The sequence below is a fragment of the Telluribacter humicola genome (assembly GCF_017355935.1).
Classification (GTDB): Bacteria; Bacteroidota; Bacteroidia; order Cytophagales; family Spirosomataceae; genus Telluribacter; species Telluribacter humicola.
In genome coordinates, this window is the sequence record NZ_JAFIQT010000001.1 from 1,253,686 (window position 1) to 1,279,618 (window position 25,933).

General features: G+C 49.0%; 25 protein-coding genes. 15 read left to right on the forward strand and 10 right to left on the reverse strand.

Annotation, left to right across the window (positions count from 1 at the left end; genetic code table 11):
• Positions 1-13 precede the first annotated feature (13 nt).
• Complete coding sequence (locus JUB14_RS05460; RefSeq protein WP_207504822.1) at positions 14-676, reverse strand: metal-dependent transcriptional regulator; 663 nt, start codon at positions 674-676, stop codon at positions 14-16.
• A 197-nt stretch (positions 677-873) separates the two neighbouring features.
• On the opposite strand from JUB14_RS05460, the gene JUB14_RS05465 reads away from it, so the two are divergent.
• The 6 genes from JUB14_RS05465 (at position 874) to JUB14_RS05490 (ending at position 7,977) form a co-directional block, all read left to right on the forward strand.
• On the forward strand, positions 874-2,214 hold the full coding sequence (locus JUB14_RS05465; protein WP_207504831.1) for an Nramp family divalent metal transporter: 1,341 nt from the start codon (positions 874-876) through the stop codon (positions 2,212-2,214).
• A gap of 96 nt (positions 2,215-2,310) precedes the next feature.
• Positions 2,311-4,251 (forward strand): KUP/HAK/KT family potassium transporter, encoded by a 1,941-nt coding sequence (locus JUB14_RS05470; protein ID WP_207504833.1) that lies wholly within the window; start codon positions 2,311-2,313, stop codon positions 4,249-4,251.
• 145 nt (positions 4,252-4,396) lie between these two features.
• Positions 4,397-5,137: a TVP38/TMEM64 family protein gene (locus JUB14_RS05475; RefSeq protein WP_207504835.1), complete on the forward strand. Its 741-nt coding sequence runs from the start codon at positions 4,397-4,399 to the stop codon at positions 5,135-5,137.
• 102 nt (positions 5,138-5,239) lie between these two features.
• Complete coding sequence (locus tag JUB14_RS05480) at positions 5,240-6,226, forward strand: aldo/keto reductase (protein WP_207504837.1); 987 nt, start codon at positions 5,240-5,242, stop codon at positions 6,224-6,226.
• A 226-nt stretch (positions 6,227-6,452) separates the two neighbouring features.
• Positions 6,453-7,454: a potassium channel family protein gene (locus tag JUB14_RS05485; protein ID WP_207504838.1), complete on the forward strand. Its 1,002-nt coding sequence runs from the start codon at positions 6,453-6,455 to the stop codon at positions 7,452-7,454.
• 4 nt (positions 7,455-7,458) lie between these two features.
• A complete protein-coding gene (locus tag JUB14_RS05490; RefSeq protein ID WP_207504840.1) occupies positions 7,459-7,977 on the forward strand; it encodes a DUF421 domain-containing protein in 519 nt (172 codons plus the stop codon).
• A gap of 49 nt (positions 7,978-8,026) precedes the next feature.
• Here the strand turns inward: JUB14_RS05490 and JUB14_RS05495 are convergent, their stop codons facing one another.
• Together JUB14_RS05495 and JUB14_RS05500 are read right to left on the reverse strand one after the other, a co-directional pair.
• The gene (locus JUB14_RS05495; RefSeq protein WP_207504842.1) at positions 8,027-8,983 is read right to left on the reverse strand and encodes an aldo/keto reductase; all 957 of its coding nucleotides are present in this window, start codon (positions 8,981-8,983) and stop codon (positions 8,027-8,029) included.
• 90 nt (positions 8,984-9,073) lie between these two features.
• Positions 9,074-9,652, reverse strand: coding sequence for a GNAT family N-acetyltransferase (locus JUB14_RS05500; RefSeq protein WP_207504844.1), 579 nt, complete (start codon positions 9,650-9,652; stop codon positions 9,074-9,076).
• Between the two features lie 279 nt (positions 9,653-9,931).
• On the opposite strand from JUB14_RS05500, the gene JUB14_RS05505 reads away from it, so the two are divergent.
• The 3 genes from JUB14_RS05505 (at position 9,932) to JUB14_RS05515 (ending at position 12,941) form a co-directional block, all read left to right on the forward strand.
• Positions 9,932-10,993, forward strand: coding sequence for an NAD-dependent epimerase/dehydratase family protein (locus JUB14_RS05505; protein WP_207504846.1), 1,062 nt, complete (start codon positions 9,932-9,934; stop codon positions 10,991-10,993).
• Between the two features lie 143 nt (positions 10,994-11,136).
• Positions 11,137-11,985 carry a hydroxymethylglutaryl-CoA lyase gene (locus JUB14_RS05510; protein ID WP_207504848.1) on the forward strand — a complete coding sequence of 283 codons (849 nt, stop codon included), beginning with the start codon at positions 11,137-11,139 and terminating at the stop codon, positions 11,983-11,985.
• Between the two features lie 128 nt (positions 11,986-12,113).
• Positions 12,114-12,941 carry an enoyl-CoA hydratase/isomerase family protein gene (locus JUB14_RS05515; RefSeq protein ID WP_207504850.1) on the forward strand — a complete coding sequence of 276 codons (828 nt, stop codon included), beginning with the start codon at positions 12,114-12,116 and terminating at the stop codon, positions 12,939-12,941.
• A 35-nt stretch (positions 12,942-12,976) separates the two neighbouring features.
• Here the strand turns inward: JUB14_RS05515 and JUB14_RS05520 are convergent, their stop codons facing one another.
• The 3 genes from JUB14_RS05520 to JUB14_RS05530 all read right to left on the reverse strand — a co-directional run bounded on the left by JUB14_RS05520 (position 12,977) and on the right by JUB14_RS05530 (position 16,027).
• Positions 12,977-14,539, reverse strand: coding sequence for an Rne/Rng family ribonuclease (locus tag JUB14_RS05520; RefSeq protein ID WP_207504852.1), 1,563 nt, complete (start codon positions 14,537-14,539; stop codon positions 12,977-12,979).
• 301 nt (positions 14,540-14,840) lie between these two features.
• Positions 14,841-15,683 carry a tetratricopeptide repeat protein gene (locus tag JUB14_RS05525; RefSeq protein WP_207504854.1) on the reverse strand — a complete coding sequence of 281 codons (843 nt, stop codon included), beginning with the start codon at positions 15,681-15,683 and terminating at the stop codon, positions 14,841-14,843.
• A 38-nt stretch (positions 15,684-15,721) separates the two neighbouring features.
• On the reverse strand, positions 15,722-16,027 hold the full coding sequence (locus JUB14_RS05530) for an HU family DNA-binding protein (RefSeq protein WP_207504856.1): 306 nt from the start codon (positions 16,025-16,027) through the stop codon (positions 15,722-15,724).
• A gap of 155 nt (positions 16,028-16,182) precedes the next feature.
• On the opposite strand from JUB14_RS05530, the gene mutY reads away from it, so the two are divergent.
• The 4 genes from mutY to guaB all read left to right on the forward strand — a co-directional run bounded on the left by mutY (position 16,183) and on the right by guaB (position 20,987).
• Positions 16,183-17,271 carry an A/G-specific adenine glycosylase gene (mutY, locus tag JUB14_RS05535; protein WP_207504858.1) on the forward strand — a complete coding sequence of 363 codons (1,089 nt, stop codon included), beginning with the start codon at positions 16,183-16,185 and terminating at the stop codon, positions 17,269-17,271.
• A 112-nt stretch (positions 17,272-17,383) separates the two neighbouring features.
• The gene (locus JUB14_RS05540) at positions 17,384-17,881 is read left to right on the forward strand and encodes a single-stranded DNA-binding protein (protein WP_207504860.1); all 498 of its coding nucleotides are present in this window, start codon (positions 17,384-17,386) and stop codon (positions 17,879-17,881) included.
• A gap of 216 nt (positions 17,882-18,097) precedes the next feature.
• Complete coding sequence (locus JUB14_RS05545) at positions 18,098-19,414, forward strand: transporter associated domain-containing protein (RefSeq protein ID WP_310586104.1); 1,317 nt, start codon at positions 18,098-18,100, stop codon at positions 19,412-19,414.
• Positions 19,415-19,514: 100 nt separating this feature from the next.
• On the forward strand, positions 19,515-20,987 hold the full coding sequence (gene guaB / locus JUB14_RS05550) for an IMP dehydrogenase (RefSeq protein ID WP_207504868.1): 1,473 nt from the start codon (positions 19,515-19,517) through the stop codon (positions 20,985-20,987).
• A gap of 77 nt (positions 20,988-21,064) precedes the next feature.
• Here the strand turns inward: guaB and JUB14_RS05555 are convergent, their stop codons facing one another.
• The gene (locus JUB14_RS05555) at positions 21,065-21,874 is read right to left on the reverse strand and encodes a hypothetical protein (RefSeq protein WP_207504870.1); all 810 of its coding nucleotides are present in this window, start codon (positions 21,872-21,874) and stop codon (positions 21,065-21,067) included.
• A gap of 257 nt (positions 21,875-22,131) precedes the next feature.
• On the opposite strand from JUB14_RS05555, the gene JUB14_RS05560 reads away from it, so the two are divergent.
• Both JUB14_RS05560 and JUB14_RS05565 read left to right on the forward strand, forming a co-directional pair.
• Positions 22,132-23,331, forward strand: coding sequence for a cytochrome-c peroxidase (locus JUB14_RS05560; RefSeq protein ID WP_229367538.1), 1,200 nt, complete (start codon positions 22,132-22,134; stop codon positions 23,329-23,331).
• A 56-nt stretch (positions 23,332-23,387) separates the two neighbouring features.
• Positions 23,388-23,573 carry a hypothetical protein gene (locus JUB14_RS05565; protein ID WP_207504872.1) on the forward strand — a complete coding sequence of 62 codons (186 nt, stop codon included), beginning with the start codon at positions 23,388-23,390 and terminating at the stop codon, positions 23,571-23,573.
• A gap of 74 nt (positions 23,574-23,647) precedes the next feature.
• On the opposite strand, the gene JUB14_RS05570 is transcribed toward JUB14_RS05565, so the two are convergent.
• From JUB14_RS05570 to JUB14_RS05580, 3 genes are read right to left on the reverse strand one after another with little or no spacing between them, the layout of a single operon-like run.
• Positions 23,648-24,574: an SDR family oxidoreductase gene (locus JUB14_RS05570; RefSeq protein WP_207504874.1), complete on the reverse strand. Its 927-nt coding sequence runs from the start codon at positions 24,572-24,574 to the stop codon at positions 23,648-23,650.
• A 28-nt stretch (positions 24,575-24,602) separates the two neighbouring features.
• Positions 24,603-25,313 (reverse strand): peptidylprolyl isomerase, encoded by a 711-nt coding sequence (locus JUB14_RS05575; RefSeq protein ID WP_207504876.1) that lies wholly within the window; start codon positions 25,311-25,313, stop codon positions 24,603-24,605.
• Entirely contained in the window at positions 25,310-25,912 is a 603-nt protein-coding gene (locus JUB14_RS05580; RefSeq protein WP_207504878.1) for a hypothetical protein, read from the reverse strand. Before JUB14_RS05580 ends, JUB14_RS05575 begins: the two co-directional genes overlap by 4 nt.
• Between the last annotated feature and the right edge of the window lie 21 nt (positions 25,913-25,933).

Sequence of the window (25,933 nt, forward strand, 5' to 3'; positions counted from 1 at the left end):
GGGCAGACAGGCCTTACAGGCGTTGTACTAGTACATTTTTGGACACTTCCTGGCTTATAAATAAAGTGCGCTGGTTATTGATCTGGATCAGGGCAGATTTATCAAATTCATTGACTTCTTTAATTTCAATCTCACAGCCCAGGGTAAGGCCGGAGCGGTCGAGGTGCTGCAGAAAAGGCGTTGTATGCTCTAGTACCCCCATCATCAGGGCTTTGTTACCCATGGCTATATCCGAAAGTTTCATGTAATCGGGTACGGGCATATTGCCTTTGGCGTCGGGTATGGGGTCGCCGTGCGGGTCAAACTGCGGGTGGTCCAGAAAAGCATCCAGCCGCTCTACCAGCCTGTCTGACGGGATATGTTCCAGTTCTTCGGCAATGTCGTGTACTTCATCCCAGCCAAATCCCAGCTTCTCTACCAGAAATACCTCCCACAGCCGGTGCTTTCGTATCACTTTCAGCGCCACCTTCTGACCCTGCTCCGTAAGGCGTACCCCCTGGTACTTCTTGTAGTGGATCAGCCCTTTGTCGGCTAGTTTGCGAAGCATATCCGTAACCGAGGCCGCCCGGGTAGCCGTACTTTCTGCCAGCGCATTGGTACTTACCTCCAGATCCTCCCGCCCCGACAGGTTATGGATAATTTTCAGATAGTTTTCTTCTGTGAACGAATTCTGCATTGCTTGCCAACTCCGGTTGCGAAGGATTTTCAACTCTAATAACGCAAAAGTACGATTTACTTATTATAATTAAAAAAATTTAGGCTAGTCTAAAAATGTATTTAAACTTATTTCTATATTTGCTTTCAGATGGTACGAACTTATTTTAAGATAGTTAGTTAAACCTACTGAATATGGATAATGGATTACTCTCACATATGCCCCTAATTAACAAGGATCAGCCCTCACGATTGGGGGCGAGCCGGCAGGGGCTTCCTTCGCTTCCTGAGGTTCATGCCTCTATTGAAGTACCCGAAGGAGCTGGTTTTTGGAAAAAAATGAGGGCCTTTATAGGGCCCGGACTAATGGTAGCCGTAGGGTACATGGACCCCGGTAACTGGGCTACTGATATCGAAGGCGGATCAAGATTTGGTTATACGCTGCTTTCAGTTATTCTGATCTCTAATGTATTCGCTATGCTGCTGCAGCACCTGGCCCTGAAGCTGGGTATCGCTACGGGACGTGATCTGGCGCAGGCATGCCGCGATTACTATTCGCGACCCGTAGCTTTTGGGCTGTGGGTACTGTGTGAGATCGCTATTGCGGCTACGGACTTGGCCGAGGTAATCGGCTCGGCTATCGCGCTCAATCTGCTGTTTGGCATGCCTCTGCCGATGGGCGTAGTTCTGACCGGCTTTGATGTATTGCTGATCCTGTACTTCCAGCATAAGGGATTCAGGGTACTTGAGAGTATTGTAGGCGGGCTTATTGCCATTATTCTGGTGAGCTTCCTGTACGAAATGTTTATTTCGCAACCTTCTATGTCAGGTATTCTGGGTGGATTGGTGCCACAAACGCAGATCGTAACGGATTCGTCCATGCTGTACGTTGCTATTGGTATCCTGGGAGCGACTGTTATGCCGCATAACCTGTACCTCCACTCAAGTATCATCCAGACCCGGGCCTATAAGCAGGACGAAGTTAGCAAGAAGAGTGCTATTAAGTTTGCTACCATTGACTCTACAGTATCGCTGGCCGTAGCTTTTGTTATCAATGCTTCTATTCTCATCCTGGCAGCGGCGGCTTTCCATGGCAATGGCCACTTCGGCGTGGCTGATATTACCGATGCTTACCACCTGCTGGACCCTCTGCTGGGTGTGAAGCTGGCAAGTATATTCTTTGCGGTGGCGCTACTTGCATCCGGTCAGAACTCTACCCTAACGGGTACCCTGGCTGGTCAGATCGTGATGGAAGGCTTCCTGAACCTGCGCCTGAAGCCGTGGCTGCGCCGACTGATTACGCGGCTTATAGCCATCGTACCGGCACTGGTCGTAGCCATACTGTACGGCGAGCGTGGTGCTACGGAGCTGCTGGTGCTGAGCCAGGTGATCCTGTCGCTGCAACTGAGCTTTGCGGTAGTACCTCTGGTAATGTTTACCAGTAACAAAGGCCTGATGGGACGCTTTGCCAACAGCCGTGCATTGACCGCCCTGAGCTGGGTCATCGCTCTGATCATCATGATACTGAACGGATACCTGTTGCTGGATACCTTCATATAGCGCTCCCAGGGCCATATCCGTAAAATTCATACGCTAGGGGATGCGATCTTTGCAGGGGGTTTTATAACTTTCGCTGTTTTTCAGGGAGAATATAAAATGGATACCCACAAACATACCGACAGAATTTCATTAGCGGGGTCATTAGTTGCATTAGGTATTATCTATGGTGATATCGGGACCTCTCCCCTTTATGTAATGCAGGCTATCATTGGTGAGTCAGGTATAACTGATGAGATTGTATACGGAGCTTTATCGTGCATAATCTGGACACTTACCCTTCAAACCACGGTTAAATACGTAACACTGATCCTCCGGGCCGACAACCGGGGTGAGGGAGGAATCTTTGCTCTGTATGCCCTCGTACGGCGTCATGCCAAGTGGCTTACTATTCCGGCTATTATAGGAGGTAGTACCTTGCTGGCTGATGGAGTTATTACACCGCCTATATCCGTATCGTCAGCTATAGAAGGTCTTAAAATTCTCTATCCAACCATTGAGACGATCCCCATTGTCATCACTATTATCACTATTCTTTTTCTGGTTCAGGCTTTTGGTACTCAAATAGTCGGGAGAGCTTTTGGTCCTATCATGATCGTTTGGTTCTCTATGCTGGCTGTATTAGGTCTGAATCAGATTACTCAGCATCCTGAGGTATTAAAGTCCTTCAATCCCTACTATGCCTACTTATTACTAGCTGAGCATCCGGGTGGGATCTGGTTATTAGGGTCCGTATTTCTGTGTACTACCGGAGCGGAGGCTTTATACTCCGATATGGGGCACTGCGGAAGAGGGAATATTCGCGCTACCTGGATATTTGTAAAAATTGCTCTTTTACTCAACTACCTTGGGCAGGGAGCCTGGTTGATTGTACATGCCGGAGAATTGCTACATGGTCGTAAGCCTTTCTACGAAATCATGCCTAGCTGGTGGCTACTGCCCGGTATTGCCATTGCTACCTCGGCGGCTATTATTGCCAGTCAGGCTATGCTCACCGGATCGTTTACACTTATTTCGGAGGCGATTCGACTTAACTTCTGGCCTAAGGTAAGACTAATCTATCCTACCAATGAAAAAGGACAGTTGTACGTACCCAGTATCAACTGGCTGATCTGGGCCGGTTGTGTGGGAGTTGTGCTGTACTTTAAGGAGTCAGCTAACATGGAAGCCGCCTATGGACTGGCTGTAAACATGACTATGATCATGACTACCTTCCTGATGACCTACTACCTGTATGTACATCGGGTAAATATGTGGTGGGTAATAGGGTTTCTGGTTCTATACCTGTCTATTGAGCTTTCATTCTTGGGAGCCAATCTCCTTAAATTTACCCATGGAGGCTGGGTGTCGCTGCTGGTAGGTAGCCTTGTAGCCGTAATTATGACGGTATGGCTGAGAGCTTTCTATATTAAGTTGCGACTGACCGAGTACGTCAAGCTGGACGATTATCTACCGGCTCTGCGGGAGCTAAGCAATGATATAAGTATCCCTAAGTACACGACGCACCTGGTATTCATGTCCAATGCCTCCCGGGTATCAGAAATTGAGACTAAGATTATCTACTCCATCTTTCAGAAGCGTCCCAAGCGGGCGGATATCTACTGGTTTGTGCACGTAGAGACCACCGACGATCCCTATACTATGGAGTATAAGGTGAATGTGATTGAGGAGGATGACGTGATCAAAGTGACTTTCCGACTCGGGTTCCGGGTGGAGCAGCGGATCAACATGTTCTTCCGTCGGGTAATTGAGGACATGGTGAAGAATAAAGAGGTGGACATTACCAGCCGTTACGAATCCCTGAACCGGCATAACATCACGGGCGACTTCCGCTTTGTGGTACTTGAACGCTTCCTGTCCGTCGAAAACGATCTGCCTTTATTTGAGCAGATGGTCATGAAGGCTTATTTCGCCATTAAGACTATCACTACATCCGAAGATAAGTGGTTTGGGCTGGAAAGTAGTTCGGTAAAAGTGGAGAAGGTACCGCTGGTAATCCGTCCGATCGAAAACGTCAAGTTAAAGCGGGTATATAGCTAACAGCTTTCATCCTTCCATCTAAAAGATAAGCCACCGGTTCCAATGAGCCGGTGGCTTTTTTATCGCTGTTTTTATAACCCTGACTGCCCTTCGGTTGTAGTAGTTATACAGTTTCACATCTTCATTAGTCAAAACTGAGAACTCAATGGCAGCTGAAACCTATGAGCACAATACGTCAGGATCAGATTGGCTGGCTAAGTATCTGCCCCTGGTCCTGTCGATCAGTATAATAGGGGGAGGAGTACTTTGCTACTTTCTTATTCCGGATTTTCAACAGTTCTGTCAGGAGGCCTGGCAGGTACTTACCAGTAGCGATCAGGCTCGTATCGCTAAGTGGATCAACCAGTTTGGCTTCTGGGGACCGCTGTTGCTACTCGTCCTGTTCATTGTCCAGATGCTGGCCTTTGTACTGCCGTCCTGGCTGCTGATCCTGGTTTGTACGGTTGCCTACGGCCCCTGGTGGGGGAGTGGGCTGGCCCTGATAGGCATCCTGTTCGCTTCTACGGTGGCTTATTTTATTGGTAAAATGCTGAATGAACATACGCTTCTGGCGTTACTGGGCGAGAAGTCTGAGCGCAAGATGCGTGCCTACCTCGAAAGCTACGGGCTGGGTACTGTCATCGTATTCAGGCTAGCCCCCTTTCTTTCCAACGATACCATCAGCTTTGTAGCCGGACTCACCCGCATGAACTTCTGGCGTTTCATGATGGGAACAGCCATCGGCATCAGTCCGCTGATTATACTAATGGCTTACCTGGGTGGAGATATAAATCGTCTGAAGCAAGGCCTGATCTGGGCGAGTGTGGTCTGTATCATAGGATTTTTTGCGTATGTATGGTGGGATAAGACTAAGGGCCCCGAGTCACGTAGCCGCGCGCAGGAGTAACTATCACTGGATGTGACGGAGAGAGCGTGTGTAGTAGAAGCCTCTGAATGGCCACTTTATCATGTAGCTAAATTATTCTATCACATAAAAACAAACTGAGACATGAAGTACAGAAGGCTAGGGAAAACTGAATTTAGAGTATCCGAAATCAGCCTGGGTACCTGGCAGGTCGGAGGGAAATGGGGAGAGGAGTTTAGCCACGAAAGAGCGGATGAGATACTGAATACGGCCGTAGATGCCGGTATAAACTTCATAGACACGGCCGATGTATACGGTGGGGGCGAGAGCGAAAAAGCAGTAGGTCGTCTGGTGCGTAACCGCTCGGAGCAGATCTACGTCGCTACCAAATGCGGCCGTCAGCTCAGCCCTCACGTCAATGACTCGTATACGCCTGATGCGCTGAGGAAGTTTGTAGAAGGCAGTCTCAAAAATATGAATCTCGAACGGCTGGATCTGATTCAGCTCCACTGTCCGCCCACCGAAGTATACTACCGGCCTGAGATATTCGAGCTGTTTGAGCGCCTGAAAGACGAGGGAAAGATTGATCAGATAGGAGTAAGCGTCGAGAAAGTAGAGGAGGCGCTGAAAGCTATTGAATACCCCAACGTCGCGACGGTTCAGATTATATTTAACATGTTTCGTCAGCGGCCCGCGGAGCTGTTTTTCGGAGAGGCCAGTCGACGCGATGTAGGTATCATCGTGCGGGTACCTCTGGCGAGTGGATTGCTGACCGGAAAGTTTGACGAACAAACAACATTTGACAAAGGAGACCACCGCAACTTCAACCGCAACGGCGACGCTTTTGATAAGGGAGAGACTTTCTCAGGAATAGATTACCAGACGGGGGTAGAGGCCGCCCGCGAGCTTCAGGAGGTATTCCCTGCTTACGAGAATCTGGCTCCGATAGCGCTTCGCTGGATCCTGAACTTCAATGAGGTAAGCTGTATTATCCCGGGGGCTTCACATCCGGGGCAGGTAGTCTCTAACCTGCACGCCCAGGAGATACCCATGCTTTCGTCGGCTCAGCTGGCAGCCGTTCAGGATATCTACGAGCGCCGAATCAAAAACAGAGTACATCACCTGTGGTAGGAGTTTAGAATCATTTAGAAAGCGTCATGTGGGGAGGCCGTGTTGCGACACAGCCTCCCTCTGTTTTGTAGGACCGGGGCATCCTGTCACAGCATTTGCCGAGGCTGTTACAAGGTGCTTACATACCCTAATTGTACTGTATGAGCTTCGGTAGAGATCTGTCCACCTAAAAAAACAATGTGTATACCAGCGTGTTAATAAAATGACCCACACACGAATTAGGAGGATGAATGAATTTTTAGAAATCGTAGGAATAGTAGTCGTGATATGGACTTTTATAGAAGGCCTCTGGACGACCATATGGGTAGACGGAAACTCCGGCCCCCTCACCTCCAGGCTAACGTCCTGGTTCTGGAAGATGCTGCGCCTGGTGGTAGGTAATCGTAATCATAAGCTGCTGAGCCTGGCGGGGCCTCTTGTGCTGTTTGGTACAGTTGCCGTGTATATTTTGCTGATCTGGCTGGGCTGGACGCTTATTTTTTATGCTCAGTCCGATGCCATCGTCAACAGTTCTACTACGGCTTTACCTGATTTTTCGGATGTACTCTGGTACATCGCCTACACCATGTTTACGGTAGGGAACGGAGGGTTTATTCCCAATGGTAACACCTGGCAGGTACTGAGCGCCTTTGTAGCCTTTAGCGGCATGGCTATGGTTACTCTTATGATTACCTATCTACTGCAGGTAGTGGCCGCTGTGGCCCAGAAAAGAGCCCTGGCTAGTCAGATTACGGGTGTAGGGCAGACTGCCGAGGAGTTTGTAATAAAGCAGTGGGATAAGGACAGCTTCGGGGCTATTGAGCTGCAGCTTAGCTCACTGTCACAGCAATTGGCTCAGATCACCGAACAGCATCTCTCATTCCCTATTCTGCACTTTTACCACGCTGCCCGGGTCGAAAAGTCCTTGAATGTGGCCGTAGCCATTCTTGACGATGCGCTTTCCCTGATTGAGTTGGGGGTGGATGAGAAGTACCATCCTCCTCAGACCATTCTTTCCTCGACCCGTAAGTCCGTAGATAGTTTTCTTACGACGTTGCAGTCTGCTTTTATTCAGACGGCCGATGAAGAGCCCCAGCGGCCTGATCTGGGACGCCTCCGTGAGGCAGGCCTGCCGGTGGTAGACGAAAAGCAGTTTGAAGACAGGATGGCTAACCTAACCCAAAGGAGAAAGCTCCTCCTTGGATTTATTAATAACGGAGCCTGGCACTGGCCAGCCCCTAACAAATAAAGCTATGGACAAGACTGTATTTTTCTGGAGCGGTTGGGAGCCCATTCTGCGGATTGTGGTGGTAGGTACCATTACGTATCTGTGCATTGTGCTGCTGCTGCGCGTTTCGGGTAAACGAACACTGGCCAGCATGAATGCCTTTGACTTTATTATCACTGTTACGATGGGCTCGGCTTTCGGGCGTGTCCTTACGGCTAAGGGAGTATCGGTATCGGAGGCGGTCGTCACATTTTTGCTGCTGGTCTCGCTACAGTACATTTTTTCGTTTCTCGAAGTACGGTCTGACTTCTTCTCCCGACTCATTACTTCGCAGCCTACTCTATTGTACCACGGAGGTAGTATACTGGAAAAAAACATGCGTAAAGAACGCATTAGAAAAGAGGAGTTATTGGGAGCCGTAAGAAAGAAAGGATGTAGCGGACTCGAAGAGGTAAATACTGTAATTCTGGAAGCGGACGGTTCTTTTTCGGTTATAAAAAAGTCAGGTGATGAGGCTAAGTCTATTCAGGGAGTGACGACTTAAACCAAGAGGGGCAGGTACATGTACCTGCCCCTCTTGGTTTAAGTGGCGGCTATTCATCCCACAACTCGGCGGTGGTGGTGTAGTAAGCACCCTCTCTAACCCAGGTACTGCCGTTGACATACCGGAAGTGGCGGTCGAGTTCTGAGATCTGAGCCATATCATCATCGTCCAGTTCAACGGAGGCTGCCTCCAGATTCTGATGCAAACGCTCAGGGCTCACTGATTTGGGTATAACCGAAGTACCCCGGATAACTGCCCAGCTAATCAGAACCTGCGCTGGTGAGCAGCCGTGTTTCTCGGCGATAGAGGCAACGGTTTCATCCTTTAGCAGGACTGGATCATCAGCCTTTACCAGGTGTACTGGACGGTCGCTGGACCCGAGGGGAGAGTAGGCCGTTATATGAATATTTACATTCTTACAGTAGTTCAGCAGTACATTCTGCTGTAGGTACGGATGCATCTCCACCTGGTTCATTTCAGGGTGTATGCGAGCTGTTGTCAGCAGATTCTTGATCTTTTCCATGCTGAAGTTCGACACGCCTATATGGCGGGCCAGTCCCTGATCCACGCATTGCTCCATACCTTCCCAGGTTTCGGCAAGAGAGACTTCATCGAGACTCAGAAAATCTTCCACGCTACCCGGAAAACCAACACCTTCCTTCAGAGCCACCGGCCAGTGAATAATGTACAGGTCAAGGTAGTCCAGGTTGAGGTCCTTCAGGGTTTTCTGCAAGGCCGGTACTACCTGATCCTTGCGGTGCGAATTGTTCCATAGCTTGGAGGTTACCCACAGGTCCTCGCGCTTTACGAGACCCGACTCAATGGCATCTTTGAATGCCTGGCCTATTTCCGCTTCATTTCCATAAATAGCCGCACAATCAATGTGACGATACCCGATCCGGATGGCTTCCATCACCGCTTTGTACACTTCGCCTTCTTTAGATTTCCAGGTACCCAGTCCGATAGCTGGCATGGTATCGCCATTCTTGAATGGTAGTGTTTTCATAAGGTAGGGATAGTAGTTAAAATTAGTTTGTGGAATGATGTAATTAGTCGTGTCATGACAGCAGCGTCCTCAACCGGACAATCTGGTATATTAGTACCTTGCTCTATTGAAAGACCTTTTCTTAAGAAAAGAACGGGTAGAGCCGGCAGCACCGGAAGGCTTGAGCTGCCACCAGAGCATCCCCTCTTTCTCCAGGTACTGCTCAAAGTTCAGTTTCTGAAGGGTTCGCTGGGAGGCTATGTTATCTTTCTCCGTCTCGGCCACTACACACGTGACCCTTGGCTGCTCAAAAGCCCAATAGACCAATCCACGGAGTGCTTCGGTCATGTAGCCTCTGTTCTGGAAGTCGTCATAGATGCCATACCCAACCTCGATTTCACCCGCTTCGTTGGGTTCGCCTTTGAAGCAGAGATCTCCCACAATCACATTCTCTTCTTTGTGAATGATGGTCCAGAGGGTAAAGAAAACCTGAATTTTGAACAGACCATCAATGGTAGGAAGTAGCATGACTTCCAGCGCTTCTTTCAAAGCCGGTGGCACCTCACGCGGAATTGGCTTTACGCCCAGGTCTGCTTCCAGTGAATAATCCGTAAGGGTGTACTTCTTGAGCTGTCGCTGCGTCAGGGGGACTATATAAAACTGTTCAGTTTCTACTACAGGTGTTGTCATATGTCTAGATAGGTGTGTGGATTCAAAATTATAGATTGTATTCTTTTAAACTATCCGAAAGGCCCAAAATGAACTTGACGGGTTGTGGATATAGCAGGTTAAATATCTGTACCACTGATAGACTGCTAATCTACTATTAATTAAAGTATGTGTTGACTTATGCTAAGTGATATAGGCAAAAAAGAGTGATTGTATTTTTACAATTTATCTAAAATCATAACTTTGAGCACCGTAGTATAGTTATAGGACTCGGACATTCTCTCATTCAACTCAAAATCCATGAAAATACTCATTACCGGAGGAGCCGGGTTCGTGGGGTCATCGTTAGCCATTTCGCTCAAAATTAATTATCCTGATTATCAAGTATTCGCGCTGGACAACCTCAAACGCAGAGGGTCAGAGCTCAACCTAAGCCGTCTGAAGCAGCACGGTGTGGAGTTTCTGCACGGTGATATACGGAGTAAAGAGGATTTTGATGCCCTGCCTGCTGTGGACAAAGTTATTGAAGCTTCGGCAGAGCCATCGGTATTAGCCGGATTGGACGGTACACCCGACTACCTGATCAATACCAACTTATTTGGAACGGTCAACTGCCTCAACTACGCGCTTAAACACAAAGCTGACTTTATATTCCTGTCTACCAGCCGTGTGTATCCAATCAAGACTATTGAGACACTGAATTTTGTGGAGGAAGAGACACGCTTTGCGTTATCCGACGATCAGCCGGTACCGGGCGTATCATCCAAAGGTATCGCCGAGAACTTCCCTCTCGACGGAGCCCGTTCCCTCTATGGTACTACCAAGCTGGCTTCGGAACTCCTGATTCAGGAATACAATGAATTCTACGGCCTTAAGACCGTGATTAACCGCTGCGGCGTATTGACCGGCCCCTGGCAAATGGGTAAGGTGGATCAGGGGGTGATGGTACTCTGGATAGCCAAGCACTACTTTGAGCAGCAGCTGGGGTACTTTGGGTACGGTGGTACCGGTAAGCAGATTCGCGACATGCTGCACATCGACGACCTATATCGCCTCATCGACTGGCAGTTGCACAACCTCGATAAAGTAAATGGCGAGATCCTGAACGCTGGAGGTGGCCTTGAGAGCAGTGCTTCGCTACAGGAGCTGACCAAAATCTGTCAGGAGGTAACCGGCAAGACCATACCTATCAAGTCTGTTGCTGAAACCCGTACTGCCGACATCCGTCTGTACGTGACTGATAATACCAAGGTTACCGCCATGACTGGTTGGAAGCCTGAAATCGGTATCCGTAAGATCGTGGAGGACATTGCCGCCTGGCTGGCCGAGAACGAAAAGGACCTGGCACCAATTCTAAAATAGTTAATTTGACCTATAAGCTTTGAAGGGCAGTGTATCAGAAGATTTTTCAGGATACACTGCCCTTTTAGTCTTAATTCCTAGACTGTGCAGGCCATAGCGTTGCTTTTTTGGTTATATAAGTACACCCATCTACGGAATGCGCTATGAAGATTATTGAATGCCCCCGGGATGCCTGGCAGGGATACCACCCATTCATACCTACTGAACAGAAAGTTGAGTACCTTAACACTTTGCTTCGGGTTGGCTTTGACACCATTGACTTTGGGAGCTTTGTGTCAGCTAAGGCTATGCCTCAGGTGAGTGATACGGAGGTAGTAATCAGGCAGCTTGACTTATCTGGCACCAGCACCCGTTTGTTAGCCATTGTTGCCAACGAGCGGGGAGCACAGCAGGCCTGTCAGTATGAGCAGATCAGCTACCTGGGGTATCCTTTTTCTATTTCCGAAACATTTCAGCTACGCAATACCAACGCTACCATTGAGGAGTCAGTGGGTAGGGTAGAAGCTATTCAGAAATTGTGCCGGCAACACGGCAAAGAACTGGTGATCTATATATCCATGGGTTTTGGTAATCCCTATGGCGACCCCTGGAATGCCGGTATAGCCCTCCATTGGGTTGAGCAGCTTGCTGCCTTGGGTGTGCGCATATTTTCTCTGGCTGATACGGTGGGCGTAGCTTCTACGGATAATATTAAGACTATATTCAGTCAGCTTGTTACTTCCCGTCAGGATCTGGAGTTCGGTGCCCATTTTCATACAACACCCGCTGGATGGTACGATAAGGTAGCTGCCGCCTACCAGGCCGGCTGCCGCCGGTTCGACGGAGCCTTGTTTGGCTACGGGGGCTGCCCAATGGCTCAGGACGAATTAGTTGGAAATATTTCTACCGAAAACCTGCTGGACTTTGTGCAGGAGAATCAGGAACTCATGGCGCTGGACTACGATACCCTGGGCGAGGCAAAACGCTTGTTCTCGTCGCTTATAATCTCTTAGCTATATTTTATGATCTATCCTGACTACTACTTGTGTAGATCTGTGATAGCCCCTTAGTATATATACCCAAGCTAGTAGCTTACAGGTGCTAACAGTAACTGATCTAATACTTACCCTACTACCTGATTATGCGCTTTTATACAAGAGAAGATATTCAGTCATTCAGCCAGATCGCTTTCAACTATATCAGGACCGCCCAGGATGGACACACTTTTCGGATTACGCTCAACCGTCCGGAGAAGCGGAACGCTTTCACGCCTACTATGGCTAATGAAATCACCTATGCCCTGGCTCATGCTCATTATAATGACGATGTGTGGTGCGTAGTAGTGGATGCCGAAGGGCCGGTATTCTGTGCGGGTGCTGATCTGAATGCCTTTCATGACCCTACCGTAGATCGGACAAATGATAACCTGCCTGCTCCCCGCGTACCTGTCACTTTAGGAGATGCGTTTGCTGATCTGTCTAAGCCTTGTATTGCGCAGGTAGAGGGAGCGGTGCTGGCGGGTGGCTTCCTGATTATTGCCGGCTGTAGCTTTGTGGTGAGTGTACCCGAGGCTACCTTTGGACTACCCGAAGTTAAGCGGGGTATTTGGCCGATGCAGGTGATGGCCTCATTGCTACGAATCATGCCTCCCCGTAAGGTACTTGAGGTGTGTATTACCGGTAAATCTTTCTCCGCTGATGAGGCCCTGACTTTAGGTCTGGTGACACAGGTAGCCGAAACTACACAAATCAGGAATGAGGTAGAGGGACTGGTCCGGCAGATCTGTCAGAATGCACCGCTGGCCATTAAAGTAGGTATGGAGACATTCAATCAGCTGTTCAGTATTCCGGAGGAAGAAAAGCATACCTTTCTTAAGGCACAACTGGATAAAGTTGTGCAGTCGGAGGACGCAAAAGAAGGTATTGCCGCCTTTAAGGAAAAGCGACAACCTCATTGGAAAGGAAAGTGAAACGAAGTAACAGGTACTAGCTGGTACCTGCCGCCTTAGCTGATCTGAGCCAGATCTATCTCTTCTCCGAACTTATTATGGAATTTGAAATCCACTACCCCCAGAGAGCTGTCCTGCATCAGCTTTACCCATGTCTTGTATTCAAAGAACCACTTCACCTGCTGTGAAATCAGGCCTTTGGTAAAGTACGAGTGCAGGAAGGGGTGCAGAGATATGCTGATCCCGCGTTCGTTCTGCTTGGTCAAGATGTAGTCCAGATTGTTCAGGATCACGTCCGATACCAGAATACTTGCCTGAATAGTACCCGTTCCACCGCAGGTAGGGCAGGTTTCGCGAGTAACAATATTGAGTTCGGGACGTACACGCTGACGCGTGATTTGCATCAAACCAAACTTCGACAGGGGCAGAATAGTGTACTTGGAGCGGTCGGTTTTCATTTCCTCCCGCATGACATCATGAAGCTTCTTCTTGTTTTCAGCTTTCTTCATGTCAATGAAGTCTACCACGATAATACCCCCCATATCGCGCAGACGGAGCTGGCGGGCTACTTCCTTGGCGGCTTCCAGGTTAACGCTGAGAGCGGTAGCTTCCTGGTCTTCTTCGGTATTGGACTTATTGCCACTGTTGACGTCAATAACATGCAGCGCTTCGGTATGCTCAATGATGAGATAACCGCCACCGGGCAGGCTTACTGAGCGGCCAAAGAGCGACTTGATCTGCTTCTCGAGTCCGAACTGTTCGAATATCTTGTTCTTACCGGCATGCAGTTTTACAATATGCTCTTTTTCAGGAGCAATCGACCGGATATAGTTCTTGATATCCTCGTATACATCTTTGGAATCTACGGTGATGCTGTCAAATGATTCATTCAGCATATCACGCAGGATGGACGAAGCACGGTTCATCTCGCCGATGATACGTTCGCGGGGCTTGGCATCACGCAGGGCTTTGATACCCTTGTCCCACTTTTCGAGGCAGTTCTGAAGATCTCTGTCAAGTTCCTCCACGTCGTGACCCTGGGCTACCGTACGAACGATTACTCCAAAGTTGGCGGGCTTGATAGAAGAAATAAGTCTTTGCAGACGCGTACGTTCCTGCTTATCGGTGATTTTCTTGGAGAGGTTAACCGAGTTGGAGAAAGGTACCAGTACTATATAGCGTCCGGCAATGGAGATGTCACACGAAAGACGGGGACCCTTGGTCGAGATAGGTTCTTTAACTACCTGCACCAGTATGGGCTGATTCTTGGAGAGTACTTTATCAATTTTGCCCAGCTTATCAATTTCGGGCTCCATTTTGAAGTTGTTAAACCTCCCCGTATTGACGCGTTTGGCAATGACGTCTTTAGTGAACTTATTAAGGGAATTGATATTAGGACCCAGGTCAAGGTAATGCAGGAAGGCATCCTTTTCGTATCCCACATCCACAAATGCGGCATTCAGCCCCGTTACCAGTTTTTTAACCGTACCAAGATAAATATCTCCTACGGTAAAACTCTGATCGGGTTCTTCGACGTGGTACTCTAATAGGCGTTTACTCTGCAAAAGGGCTATACGTTCCCCTTTTTGAGTTGAATTTATTATTAATTCGTTACTCAATGTACAACCAATTAACTGGCCTGAAATAGTTGTTAACTGTACACACGGTGTTGTAGTATGGGTGTGTAAACAGGAAGTGCTGTATAAAAGAAGGTAAAACCGGACCGTGGCTTAGCCTAACCAATCCGGTTTTACATATAATTACTTCTTCTTGTGTCTGTTCTTTCTTAGACGCTTCTTTCTCTTATGGGTAGCAATCTTGTGTCTTTTTCTTTTCTTTCCGCAAGGCATAGCTTTTGACGGTTATTAGGTTAAAAAATAAAAATAAATCAATCAGTGAGCACCGGCAGGCGGTACCTTATTACTTTAGTCGCTGTTCCAGTTCGCCGATAGCTTGCTGGATCACCGGATCAGTTTCATTCTTCTTTACATCGGCCAGAACCTTACGAGCTTCGTCGTTACGTCCCAGTTCCACAAGGCTTACACCCAGATAAAACTTCGCCTTCGTATTGGAAGGATTATTTAGGATAATCTGCTGAAAACGTTCTACCGCTTTGGAATACTGGTTGGAACGCATTGACAAAATTCCTAAGTTAAACAACGCTAACTCATTGGTAGGATCGGTATCTAGGATTTCCCTTAGCATCATGATACCCTGCATGGGGGAAGCAGAATTGACATACGTCATGGCCATATTAGCCTTCGCTGCCAGCAGGCCAGGGTTTTGATCCAGGGCTTTCTGATAGTATTCCCGGGTTTTTTCACCCATCCTCTTTGCTTTCGATTCATCTACGGCAAATCCAAACGCCTCGTAGTAACGATCACCTGCACGTAGCCAACTTTCAACGGTCGGGCTAAGCAGGGCGGCCTGTTCGGCATAGTATGCAGCACTGTCAAACTTCTGATACTGTGAAAAAGCGTCTGAAAGCTTGGCGGCAGCCGCTACCCGGTCACTCGCGGCAGCCTGATTGTAGCCCGTCCGGAGTGTCTCGATTTTTTGTTGCTGTTCAGAAGTTAAGGCCTTATTGGAATGGTCATCGTTAGCGGTTTCTGCCAGATGTCCTTCACTTGCCGGCTCCTGAGCGGCGGTTTGTTCGGTACTCACTTCCTGGCTTTTGCTGTTCACTACTACCTTGGGCAGGCTATACAAAGTACCTACCAACGCAACAGCTGAAACACAAACCAGAATGATTGACCTTTTCATAGTTAACTTATGGATTGACCTTACAAAGGTAAGGCAGATTACTTTTCAACGACAGCTTTCAGCCGATCGCTGGTCTTTACCTGCTCAACGAACACTTTAGCCGGTTTGAAGCTTGGTACGAAGTGCTCATCAATAATCATAGAAGTACCCTGCGAGATATTGCGGGCTACTTTGCGGGCACGCTTCTTGTTGATGAAGCTGCCGAATCCTCTCACATAAAGATTTTCGCCTTCAGCGAGTGAATCTTTAACAACGGTGAAGAATGTTTCGAGGGTTTGCTGAACGTCAGCCTTGTCCACACCGGTTTTCTCAGAAATTTGAGCGATTACGTCTGCCTTAGTCACTGTGTTTACTAACTTTAAAGTGTATTACTTTATTTAAAAAAATTACCTCTGGTTTTTTTGGGAGTACAAAGGTAGCGCAAATTTACTAAAACTTAAAAGGGTTACTTTTCCCTTTTTTTTATAAATCACTAAAAAACAGCAAGTAAAAGTTGAGAATGAGCAGCAAGGATGTCGCAGGATTCAGAGATTATAGTACTAAACTAATAAAGTGGTATCACCGTCACCATCGCGACCTGCCGTGGAGACGTACAAATGATCCCTACAAGATATGGCTCTCGGAGATCATCCTGCAGCAGACCCGGGTGGTGCAGGGGATGCCCTACTACCTGCGGTTTGTGGAACAGTACCCTACCCTGCAGGACCTGGCGGCAGCGGATGAAAAGGAAGTACTGCGACTGTGGCAGGGGCTTGGCTACTACTCGCGGGCCCGCAACATGCACCAGACCGCCCGGCTGATCGTGGAGGAGCAGGGGGGACAGTTTCCGACATCATACTCGGAGCTACTCAAGCTAAAAGGCATAGGTGCCTATACGGCCGCAGCCATTGCGAGCTTTGCCTATAATGAAGCCGTGGCGGCTGTGGATGGTAATGTATACCGGGTACTGGCGCGTATATTTGGCGTAGAAACCGACATTACCAGCAGCGCGGCTAAGAAGGAGTTTACAGCACTGGCGCAGCAGCTACTCCCACCTGATGATGCCGCTACCTTCAACCAGGCCATGATCGAGTTCGGGGCCATACAGTGTCAGCCCGTGGCGCCCGACTGCCTGCTGTGCCCGTTCAATGACGTATGCTATGCCTTTCAGCACGGAGCGCAGGCACGACTACCTGTCAAAGGCAAAAAGAACAAGGTACGCGACCGGTACCTCAACTACTTTGTAGTCGAGAAGGACGGGCAACTAGCCATGCGGGAGCGGACTACAAAGGACGTATGGCAGGGTATGTACGACTTTTATCTGGTCGAGTCACCTCAGGAGCCTGCTGACCTGGACGACCTGGTATCGGACCATGTACTGGCTCACTGGCTGGAAATGGGGGAGGTAGTACGTACCGCCGGGCCTTACGTACACCTGCTCTCCCACCAGCGTATTTATGCCCGCTTCTGGCACATACGGATGTCGCCGGAGCGGAGTATATTGCTGCCGGATGAGATGTCATTCTATGACGCGGATGAAATAGAACAATTACCCAAACCGGTATTAATAAATTCCTATTTGACCGAAAATTTCTTTAACTTTATGTAGTAGTTTGGTCAAGGAGCAGGACCTTACTTTGTACCTAACTACCTCCATCGCCTATCCAGGTATAGGGGCTGTATAAAAACATTAAATCATAAACTTATCTGAAACCAACAACATGGCAGGAAGTGTAAACAAGGTAATTCTGATCGGTAATCTAGGGAGCGATCCCGAGGTACGTTATCTGGAAGGAGGCTCATCGGTAGCCCGGTTCAACATAGCCACATCGGAGTCATACACCAACAAGAGTGGTGAGCGTGTAGAGCAGACCGAGTGGCACCGGATTGAACTATGGGACCGACTGGCTCAGATTGCCGAGAAGTACCTACGCAAAGGCAACTCGGTGTATATCGAAGGCCGGATTCGTACCGAAAACTGGACCGACAAAGACGGGCAGCAACGCTCCGGGGTTACCATCCGTGCTAATACGCTGACTCTGCTGGGCGGCGGCGGTAACAGCGGTGGAGGAGGCTCTGACTCAGGTAGCTCCGACGCCGGAAACAGCTCGTATGCGTCTCCTAGTCGTCCGGCCAGTGCTCCGGCGGCTCCCCGTCAGCAGGATCCGGTACCTCCCTCAATGGCATCCGGATCTGACGAAGACGATCTGCCTTTCTGACCTGATACAACTACCTTAGGACGAGGCCCCACCCCGGTGGGGCCTTTGATTTTTAGCCGGATTTCTTAATTTTATTTTCTTTTCCCAACTACTATTAAAGAAAGATTGTCATATTTCGAGCTGAAATGGACGTGTGGAATGATTTTTAAATAGTTTTCAGAAGCGGAAAGGCCACCCTTTTCATCAGATACTAACCCAGAAAGCACAGTACAGCCAGTGATAGACTTACCCGATAGTGACGATCCCTTGTCCCGAACGCACGTTGCCAACCCACTTTTTCGTCGTGACTTTATTTCATTTACGACTCTGACAACACCTGTGTGGTTTGAAGCATTCGCTCCTGAGGTAGCCCTGGTTTTTGCCCTGTTGCTTGTTTCTCTTTTTATCTCCGCTCTTAGGGCCGCTTATGCCGCTACTGCCCTGATTGATGCTCCCTGGGAGCGTAAGAACACAACTGATCTTATTCATCTGGATCGCTCGCAAAAGCTGACCCTGTCGGTAGTACAGCGAATGTCTACGTTGCTGGCTTTCCTGCTGGCGGCCCGGCTGTTATGGCTGATTTTCTGGGCCAATGAAGACACCAGCTTTCGCTGGATACCCATAGTCATTCTATGCTTCTGGCTGTGGTGTGATGCGCTGGTACGTTATTACGCAGGGCGTAATGCTCATAGTTTTACCCAGCGGATGACTCCTGTAGTTAGGCCTGTTTTAAAGTTGATGGCACCCCTGACCCGCACCATCCATTCAGCAGGTACCAGGTGGGGAATACTATTGCCCGAAGGGGTAGAGGCCACGGCCGAACGCCTGGAAGCGCAGTCCGATAGCGAGGAGGAGCGGGATCTGCTACGCGGACTGGCCAACTTTGCCCAGACGGCCGCTCGTCAGGCTATGCGTCCCCGGCTTAACATTACCGCCTTCGATATAGAGCTGGATTTTCACGAGCTGATGGATAAGATCAATAAGTCAGGGTACTCGCGGGTACCTGTTTATCGGGATACGCTGGATTCGGTAGAAGGAATTCTGTACGTCAAGGACCTGCTGCCCCACCTGCACCGCGACGAGCACTTTGTCTGGCAGAAGCTCCTGCGTCAGGCGTATTTTATACCGGAAAGCAAGCGGCTCGACGACCTCATGCAGGAGTTCCAGAACCGTCGTGTACACATGGCGATAGTGGTGGACGAGTATGGTGGTACCAGCGGACTTATCACATTGGAAGATATCATAGAAGAGATATTCGGCGATATCAATGATGAGTACGACGAGGAGGAGGAGGTCAATTTTACGCAGGTAGACGAAAAGACCTTTGTATTTGAAGGCAGGGCGGCTATCAGTGATTTTTGTCGTATTGCGAATTTGGATCAGGACTACTTTGAAGAGGTCAATGGCAATAGCGAATCCCTGGCCGGACTGCTGCTGGAGCTGTTTTCCCGCCTGCCCCGGACCGGCGATCAGGTGACATTTCGTGATGTAACTTTTAAGGTACAGTCGGCTGACAAAAAACGAATCAAAAAAGTGAGGGTACTGGTGGCTTAGCGAATTCTTAAAAAAATAATATTTGTAGTTCACTAAAAAACTTTGCCAAGTCCAAACTTCTATGTAATTTTGCCCGGCAAATAACGATAGATTATTTGCTATGAGCACATCCCCATCCAAAGTCCTCTACGAGGCACTCACCTACGACGACGTTCTTCTATTGCCTGCCTATTCGGAGGTTTTACCACGCGACACTCGTACCAATACCAAGCTTACCCGCAACATCCAATTGAACATACCGCTCATTTCGGCGGCTATGGATACTGTTACGGAATACGAACTGGCCATAGCCATGGCGCAGGAGGGGGGGATCGGCATTATACACAAGAATATGAGCCTGGAAGCACAAGCTGAGCAGGTACGTAAGGTCAAGCGTTCGGAAAGTGGAATGATTCTGGATCCGATTACCCTGACCAAAGGAGCTACTCTCAGCGATGCGCACCAGATCATGCGTGAACATAAAATTGGTGGTATACCGGTAGTTGATGGAGACAACAAACTTATTGGTATCCTGACCAACCGTGACCTGCGCTTTCAGCGTGACATGACTCGCCCCGTTACCGAGATCATGACCAGCGAGAACTTGATTACGGCTTCCGAAGGAATTACGATGGAAGAGGCCGAGACCATCCTGCAGGAATACAAAATTGAAAAGCTTCCGATTGTTAACGGCGAGAATCAACTCACCGGACTTATTACTTACAAGGATATCCTGAAGCGCAAGTCGCACCCCAATGCCTGTAAAGACCAGTATGGTCGCTTACGTGTAGGAGCCGCGGTAGGTGTTACGCCTGATCTGATCAAGCGGGTAGAAGCGCTCGTGAAAGCAGGAGTTGACGTAGTTAGTCTTGACACGGCCCACGGCCATTCGCGCGGAGTACTTGACGCCGTAAAACTAATTAAAGAACACTTCCCCAAACTTGAAGTCATTGCCGGAAACGTAGCTACCGGAGAAGGAGCCCGTGCTCTGGCCGACGCCGGTGCCGACGCTGTAAAGGTAGGGGTAGGTCCTGGTAGTATCTGTACTACCCGTATCATTGCGGGTATCGGGGTACCACAGCTGTCGGCCGTTATGTCAGCAGCCGAAGCTCTGAAAGACACCGATGTGCCGGTAATCGCCGACGGTGGTATTCGCTTCTCGGGTGATGTGACCAAGGCGCTGGCCGGTGGTGCCAGCACGGTCATGATCGGATCAATGCTGGCCGGTACCGACGAGGCTCCGGGCGAGATCGTCATCTACGAAGGACGTAAGTTCAAGATCTACCGCGGTATGGGTTCCATCGAAGCGATGGGAGAAGGGTCAAAAGACCGCTACTTCCAGGATGCCGAAGATGACCTGAAAAAGCTGGTACCTGAAGGTATCGTAGGACGTGTACCTTTCAAAGGCAGCGTATCGGAGATCGTGTACCAGATGGTAGGCGGTTTGAAAGCCGGTATGGGTTACTGCGGTGCCGGTGATATACCTTCCCTGCAGAAAGCTAATTTTGTGAAGATCACCTCAGCCGGTGTAAAAGAAAGTCACCCGCACGATGTAATGATCCAGAAAGAAGCGCCTAACTACTCATCACGGTAGTCGGACTTTTATATAAATCAAAGAAGCCCCGGAGGTACTACCTTCGGGGCTTCTTTGATTAATGTACTTGCCATAACTTATTCGTACAAATAACTATAAAAAACTTTGGGTAGCTGAAAACTGCCCTGGGTCCGGGTAATCGTGACGTTGCCCACCCGGTTTTTATTATCCATTTTATAGTCAAAGGTCAGGGTATGGGTTCCGTTAACGACGGCCTCCTTAAGAAGATGCTGGCTGTACCTGCCCAAAATGTCGCTCCGGAAAGCAAAGTGAGGAGCCTCCCACCGGTCAACTTCCTGCCGAATGGCGTTTGGAATGTCTGTATATTGGTACCTGGCATCGTGCTTAACCTGACCGTACTGGTCTACTACCTGTACCTGTAGCAAATCCCCTTCGTGGGAATAGACGCGGGTAGTCAGGGTACCGTCGGTGCCGTACGCGCTAACCCAGTACCCGTTTTTATAGATATATTGTATGTCTTTGAATTTTGCTTCGTAGGTCTCGGTTGCTTTTTCACCTCTTCCATCACTGTTCAGGGTATAGTTCCGAGTCAGGCCGCTGTAGCTGAGAGTAGCTTGTTTATCCACAAGATCCAGATTCCAAATAAGCTCCGAGTCCTTTAAAATACTAACCAATTGGTTTTTATCATTGTATTTCAAATCATACTTCATTACACCCGTCTGTTGTCCAGACAGGAATGTTATGATTGTCGATTTTATTCTGCTTTGGGGTACCTCTGTCGCTTTAATAGGTACCTGTTGGGCGGCAATCGCCTCTGCTTTTTCCTGCAAAGCTACCAAAGGGTCAATCGGCGCAGGAGTATCAGATTTGGGCTTACAGCCTACGAAGAAAATCACGCCCAAAAGAAAAGGAAGAAGCTTTTTCATAGGGATGGAAAGTTAGGTAGGAATAAGTGGGAAGTACGTAGGTACAACGCCAGAGCTCTTTTTTTAAATATAGAAAAGGGGACCAATTAAATAGAAGTTTTTTTCAATGCATTTATATCTACTCTAAATAGAGGTGGCTGAGAGAAGAGCCGTGACTGTAGGATGATACTAGACCGGCGAGAACGTGATTAATGCCGGTCAAAAAAAGGAGTAGCCAACATTTCAAATGGGCTTTAGTTGATAGAGCTACAGTAGTTATGAAGTACTTGATTTCTTCCCGCGTTCTGTTTTTTTGGTGCTGGGTACTTATGGTGCCGGTTATGGGGGCGTGTGAGCAGAAGGAAAACGCGCAGAAAAGAACCCAGGAGGAGGAGCAAACCATTGCAGTACTGGGAGCGCTGCCCCAATACGTTACTGATCCGCCGGATAATCCCAATACGCCGCCGAAGGTTGAACTGGGGAGACTCCTGTTTTATGATCCTATCCTTTCCGGCAACAAAGATGTAGCCTGTGCTACCTGCCACCAGCCGGAGTTCAACTATGCCGAGTTTCTGGAAACCTCTATTGGAGTCAATGGGGTGGGGAGCGGGAGCAAGAGGCACTTTCTATCGCCCAATGATATCCCCTTCGTCAAGCGTAATTCACAGAGTATCCTGAATACAGCATTTAACGGGATACGAAATGGTGAAGACTACGATCCCACTGTGGCTCCAATGTTCTGGGATAACCGGGCTAAAGGTCTGGAAGAGCAGGCGCTGCTACCCATTAAGACGTTTGAGGAAATGCGGGGGCATAGCTTTACGGAAGAAACTATCCTGGAAGAGGTAGTGAAGCGGCTACGTACCATCCCGGAGTACCGTACACGCTTTGCCGAGGCTTTTGCGGGTGAGCGCGATCCCGTTCATGCCCAAAACCTGGGAAAGGCCCTAGCCGCCTACGAAAGAACCCTCATCGCTGCCAATAGCAGATTTGATCAGTACATGCGGGGGGATCATGACGCGCTCTCCACCAGTGAGCAGGAGGGACTGCAACTATTTCTGAAAACAGGTTGCGCCCGGTGCCACTCAGGACCTATGTTCTCTGACTTTAAACTTCATACGCTGGGAATACCAGACAGCCCCAATCACAAAGAGTCGGACGATGGCATTAACCACGACTATGCCTTCCGTACCCCTACGCTGCGGAACCTACGTTATACGGCTCCGTACATGCACAGCGGCAGGATCGCTACCCTGGAGCGGGTACTTGAGTTTTACGAGGATGTTTCTGGCGGTGAAATCAGTAATCCGCACGTGAAGGCCAGCCAGATGGATCCGCTGGCGGTCAGGATGAACGTGAGCTTTCAGGATATATCCCGAATCGTAGAGTTTCTGAACACGCTCAATGATGACTCCTTTGATAAGACGGTCCCCGAGCGGGTACCTAGCGGGCTGCCGGTAAAAGGTAATGTGAATTAATAAGGTAAGTACCTATATTGCAGAATCATCGAAATCACCACCATACCTTATCCTTTATGAAAGCACTGCACCTAAAACCTCAATTGCAACTCCTGCTCATCAGCTTTGTAGTAGTATGTTTGGGCTGTCTGCTGTTTATATCTGATGTAAACCCCCTGGGGCAGGTACTATTAGTGGCAGGTAGTGTTATTAAGGTATATGCTGTGATCAGGATATTCCTGAAGGTATATAAAGCAGCCTAGATAAGTAGCCATAGAAATAGCAAAGCGGATGCAGTTAAACTGCATCCGCTTTTTGTATAAGTTTAAAATAGAAGTTACTTCTGCCTGACCTGCTCGGCCAGTATGGCGATACCTTCCTGAAAGCTGCGGGGTTCGTAACCCAGTACATCCCGTGACTTATCCAGTATAAAGCCGGTACGGGCGGGACGGCGGGCGGGTTGGGTAAAGGTAGTAGAGTCAGCCTCAGTAATGAGCGACTTGTCCAGTCCAAAGTAGTCAGCTGTCATAATCGCCATTTCGTAAGGCGTGAGCAGATCTTTGCCCGAGATATTAAAGATACCTTCGGCCTCCCCGTCGGCAATGAAGTAGCAGCCCATGGCCAGGTCCTCGGCCAGGGTAGGGGTACGCCACTGATCCGTTACTACTTTGATACTCTTACCCTCTTCCAATGATTTTTTTACCCATAGGATAATGTTGCTGCGGCTCATGTCATGTGCAATACCGTAGACGAGTACCGTACGGGCTATAGCCCAGCGTACCGGAGCGCCGGACCGTCCTGAATGAATGACTGCTTTCTCGGCGGCGTACTTGCTCCATCCGTAAAAGCTTAGTGGATTAGGATCGGCATCCACATCATAGGGGCCATCAGCTCCATCAAATATAAAGTCGGTAGATACGTGCAGCAGGAACGCGTTGGCTGCCTGGCAGGCATCTATCAGATATTCGACTGCTTTAACATTCTGCGCCCAGCAGGCCTCTTTCTCGGATTCACACTGGTCCACGTTGGTCATGGCGGCCGTATGGATCACTACCTCCGGACGCGTCTGAAGTACCACCTGCCGTACCTGTTCGGCGTCAGTGATATCCATGGGATAGTACTCGTAGCCCTCCGTAAAAGGCAGACGGTTATCACCGCGGGCGGTAGCAATCGGATGAATGTGTGGCTGCTGTATCAGCAGTTCGATGAGCTTCTGGCCCAACAGACCGTTGGAGCCGGTAATGAGGATACGTTTCTTTTCCAAATTAATCAGTTATAGCTATGTACCTGAATTATGATTCAAACTGATACCCGTACTTCTTCGTTATTTTTTTCTTTCGCATCAGATCCACCGATACCTTCATAGGAATATCCTTTTCGGGACGATTACGGGCATCGCCGACCTGGGCGGCAATGGTATCGATGACCGGAATACCGTCAATCACCTGACCAAATACTGTATAAGCACCATCCAGATGTGGCGCACCGCCCTCGGTCTTATATACCTGCTGCTGTTCGGGAGTAGGTTTGCGGGCGGCTCGGCCCATCTGACGATTCAGCTCCGCTTCTGTCCACGTACGACCATCTACAATATAAAACTGACAACCGCTGGATGCCTTCTGGGGGTTATTGTCACGCGCGGCAGCGAGTGCTCCCTTGCGGTGGAACAGTTCTGGTTTAAACTCCGCCGGTATGGTATAACCAACGTCGCCGTTACCCAGGGCTACGCCCGGTTCTGCCTTGCGCGAGTTAGGATCACCCCCCTGAATCATGAAGTCGTCAATGATCCGGTGAAAGAGGAGGCCGTCGTAGTAGCCCTGCTTAGCGAGCTTGATAAAATTAGCCTTGTGCTGGGGCGTCTGGTCGTGCAGGACCAGGCGCATGGTACCAAAGTCGGTAGTGATGGTGACGAGGTAATCTTTTCTCTTTTTTTTCTGAGCGAGGCAATCGGGTACTACCAGGACCAGGAGTCCTGCCAGCACTACACTTAAAATTTGTTTCATTTGTTAGAGGCAATCACTGTTTTATCGGAGGGTGCAAAAGTCATTTTGAGGCCATAGTCTTTACCGGTCGATACGTTATCGATCGTTACCTGCGCCGGTGTCTTTTTCCAGGTTATGCTTTTGGCGGCTTCCTGCTTGGGGGCTCCGTAGCGTTCGGTAAAGTTTCGTTTGGCGGCATTCCATAGCTGCTGCGTAGCAACGGGGCTATTCAGGTATACATCAACGGTAATCCGGTTGATGCGGTTGTTGGTATGGTAGTACTGGATATCAATCGTTTCGAGCTGTTCGGTGTCATGGGTGAAGCCGACGTGGTCAGTGGTATCTTCGAACATCTCAAACTTTTCGCCGGATCTGATCTTACTGACCGGATCGCCAAATGATACTCCTCGTATGATACCGGTATTGGTTTCGCCCATAATCGTCTCGAACAAGGCTGACTGATCGCTGTTCAGATCGGCCGGAGCGGGATTAGACATGTTTATAGAATCCACTACTACCTCATTCACATCATCCGTTTTGGTTTTGGTACTGCAGCCAGCTATAGCTACTCCTATCAGTAACGCTACTGCCAGGAAGCGTAAGGCCGTAAAAGAATTCATATGATTATAAAAGCTTTAGTT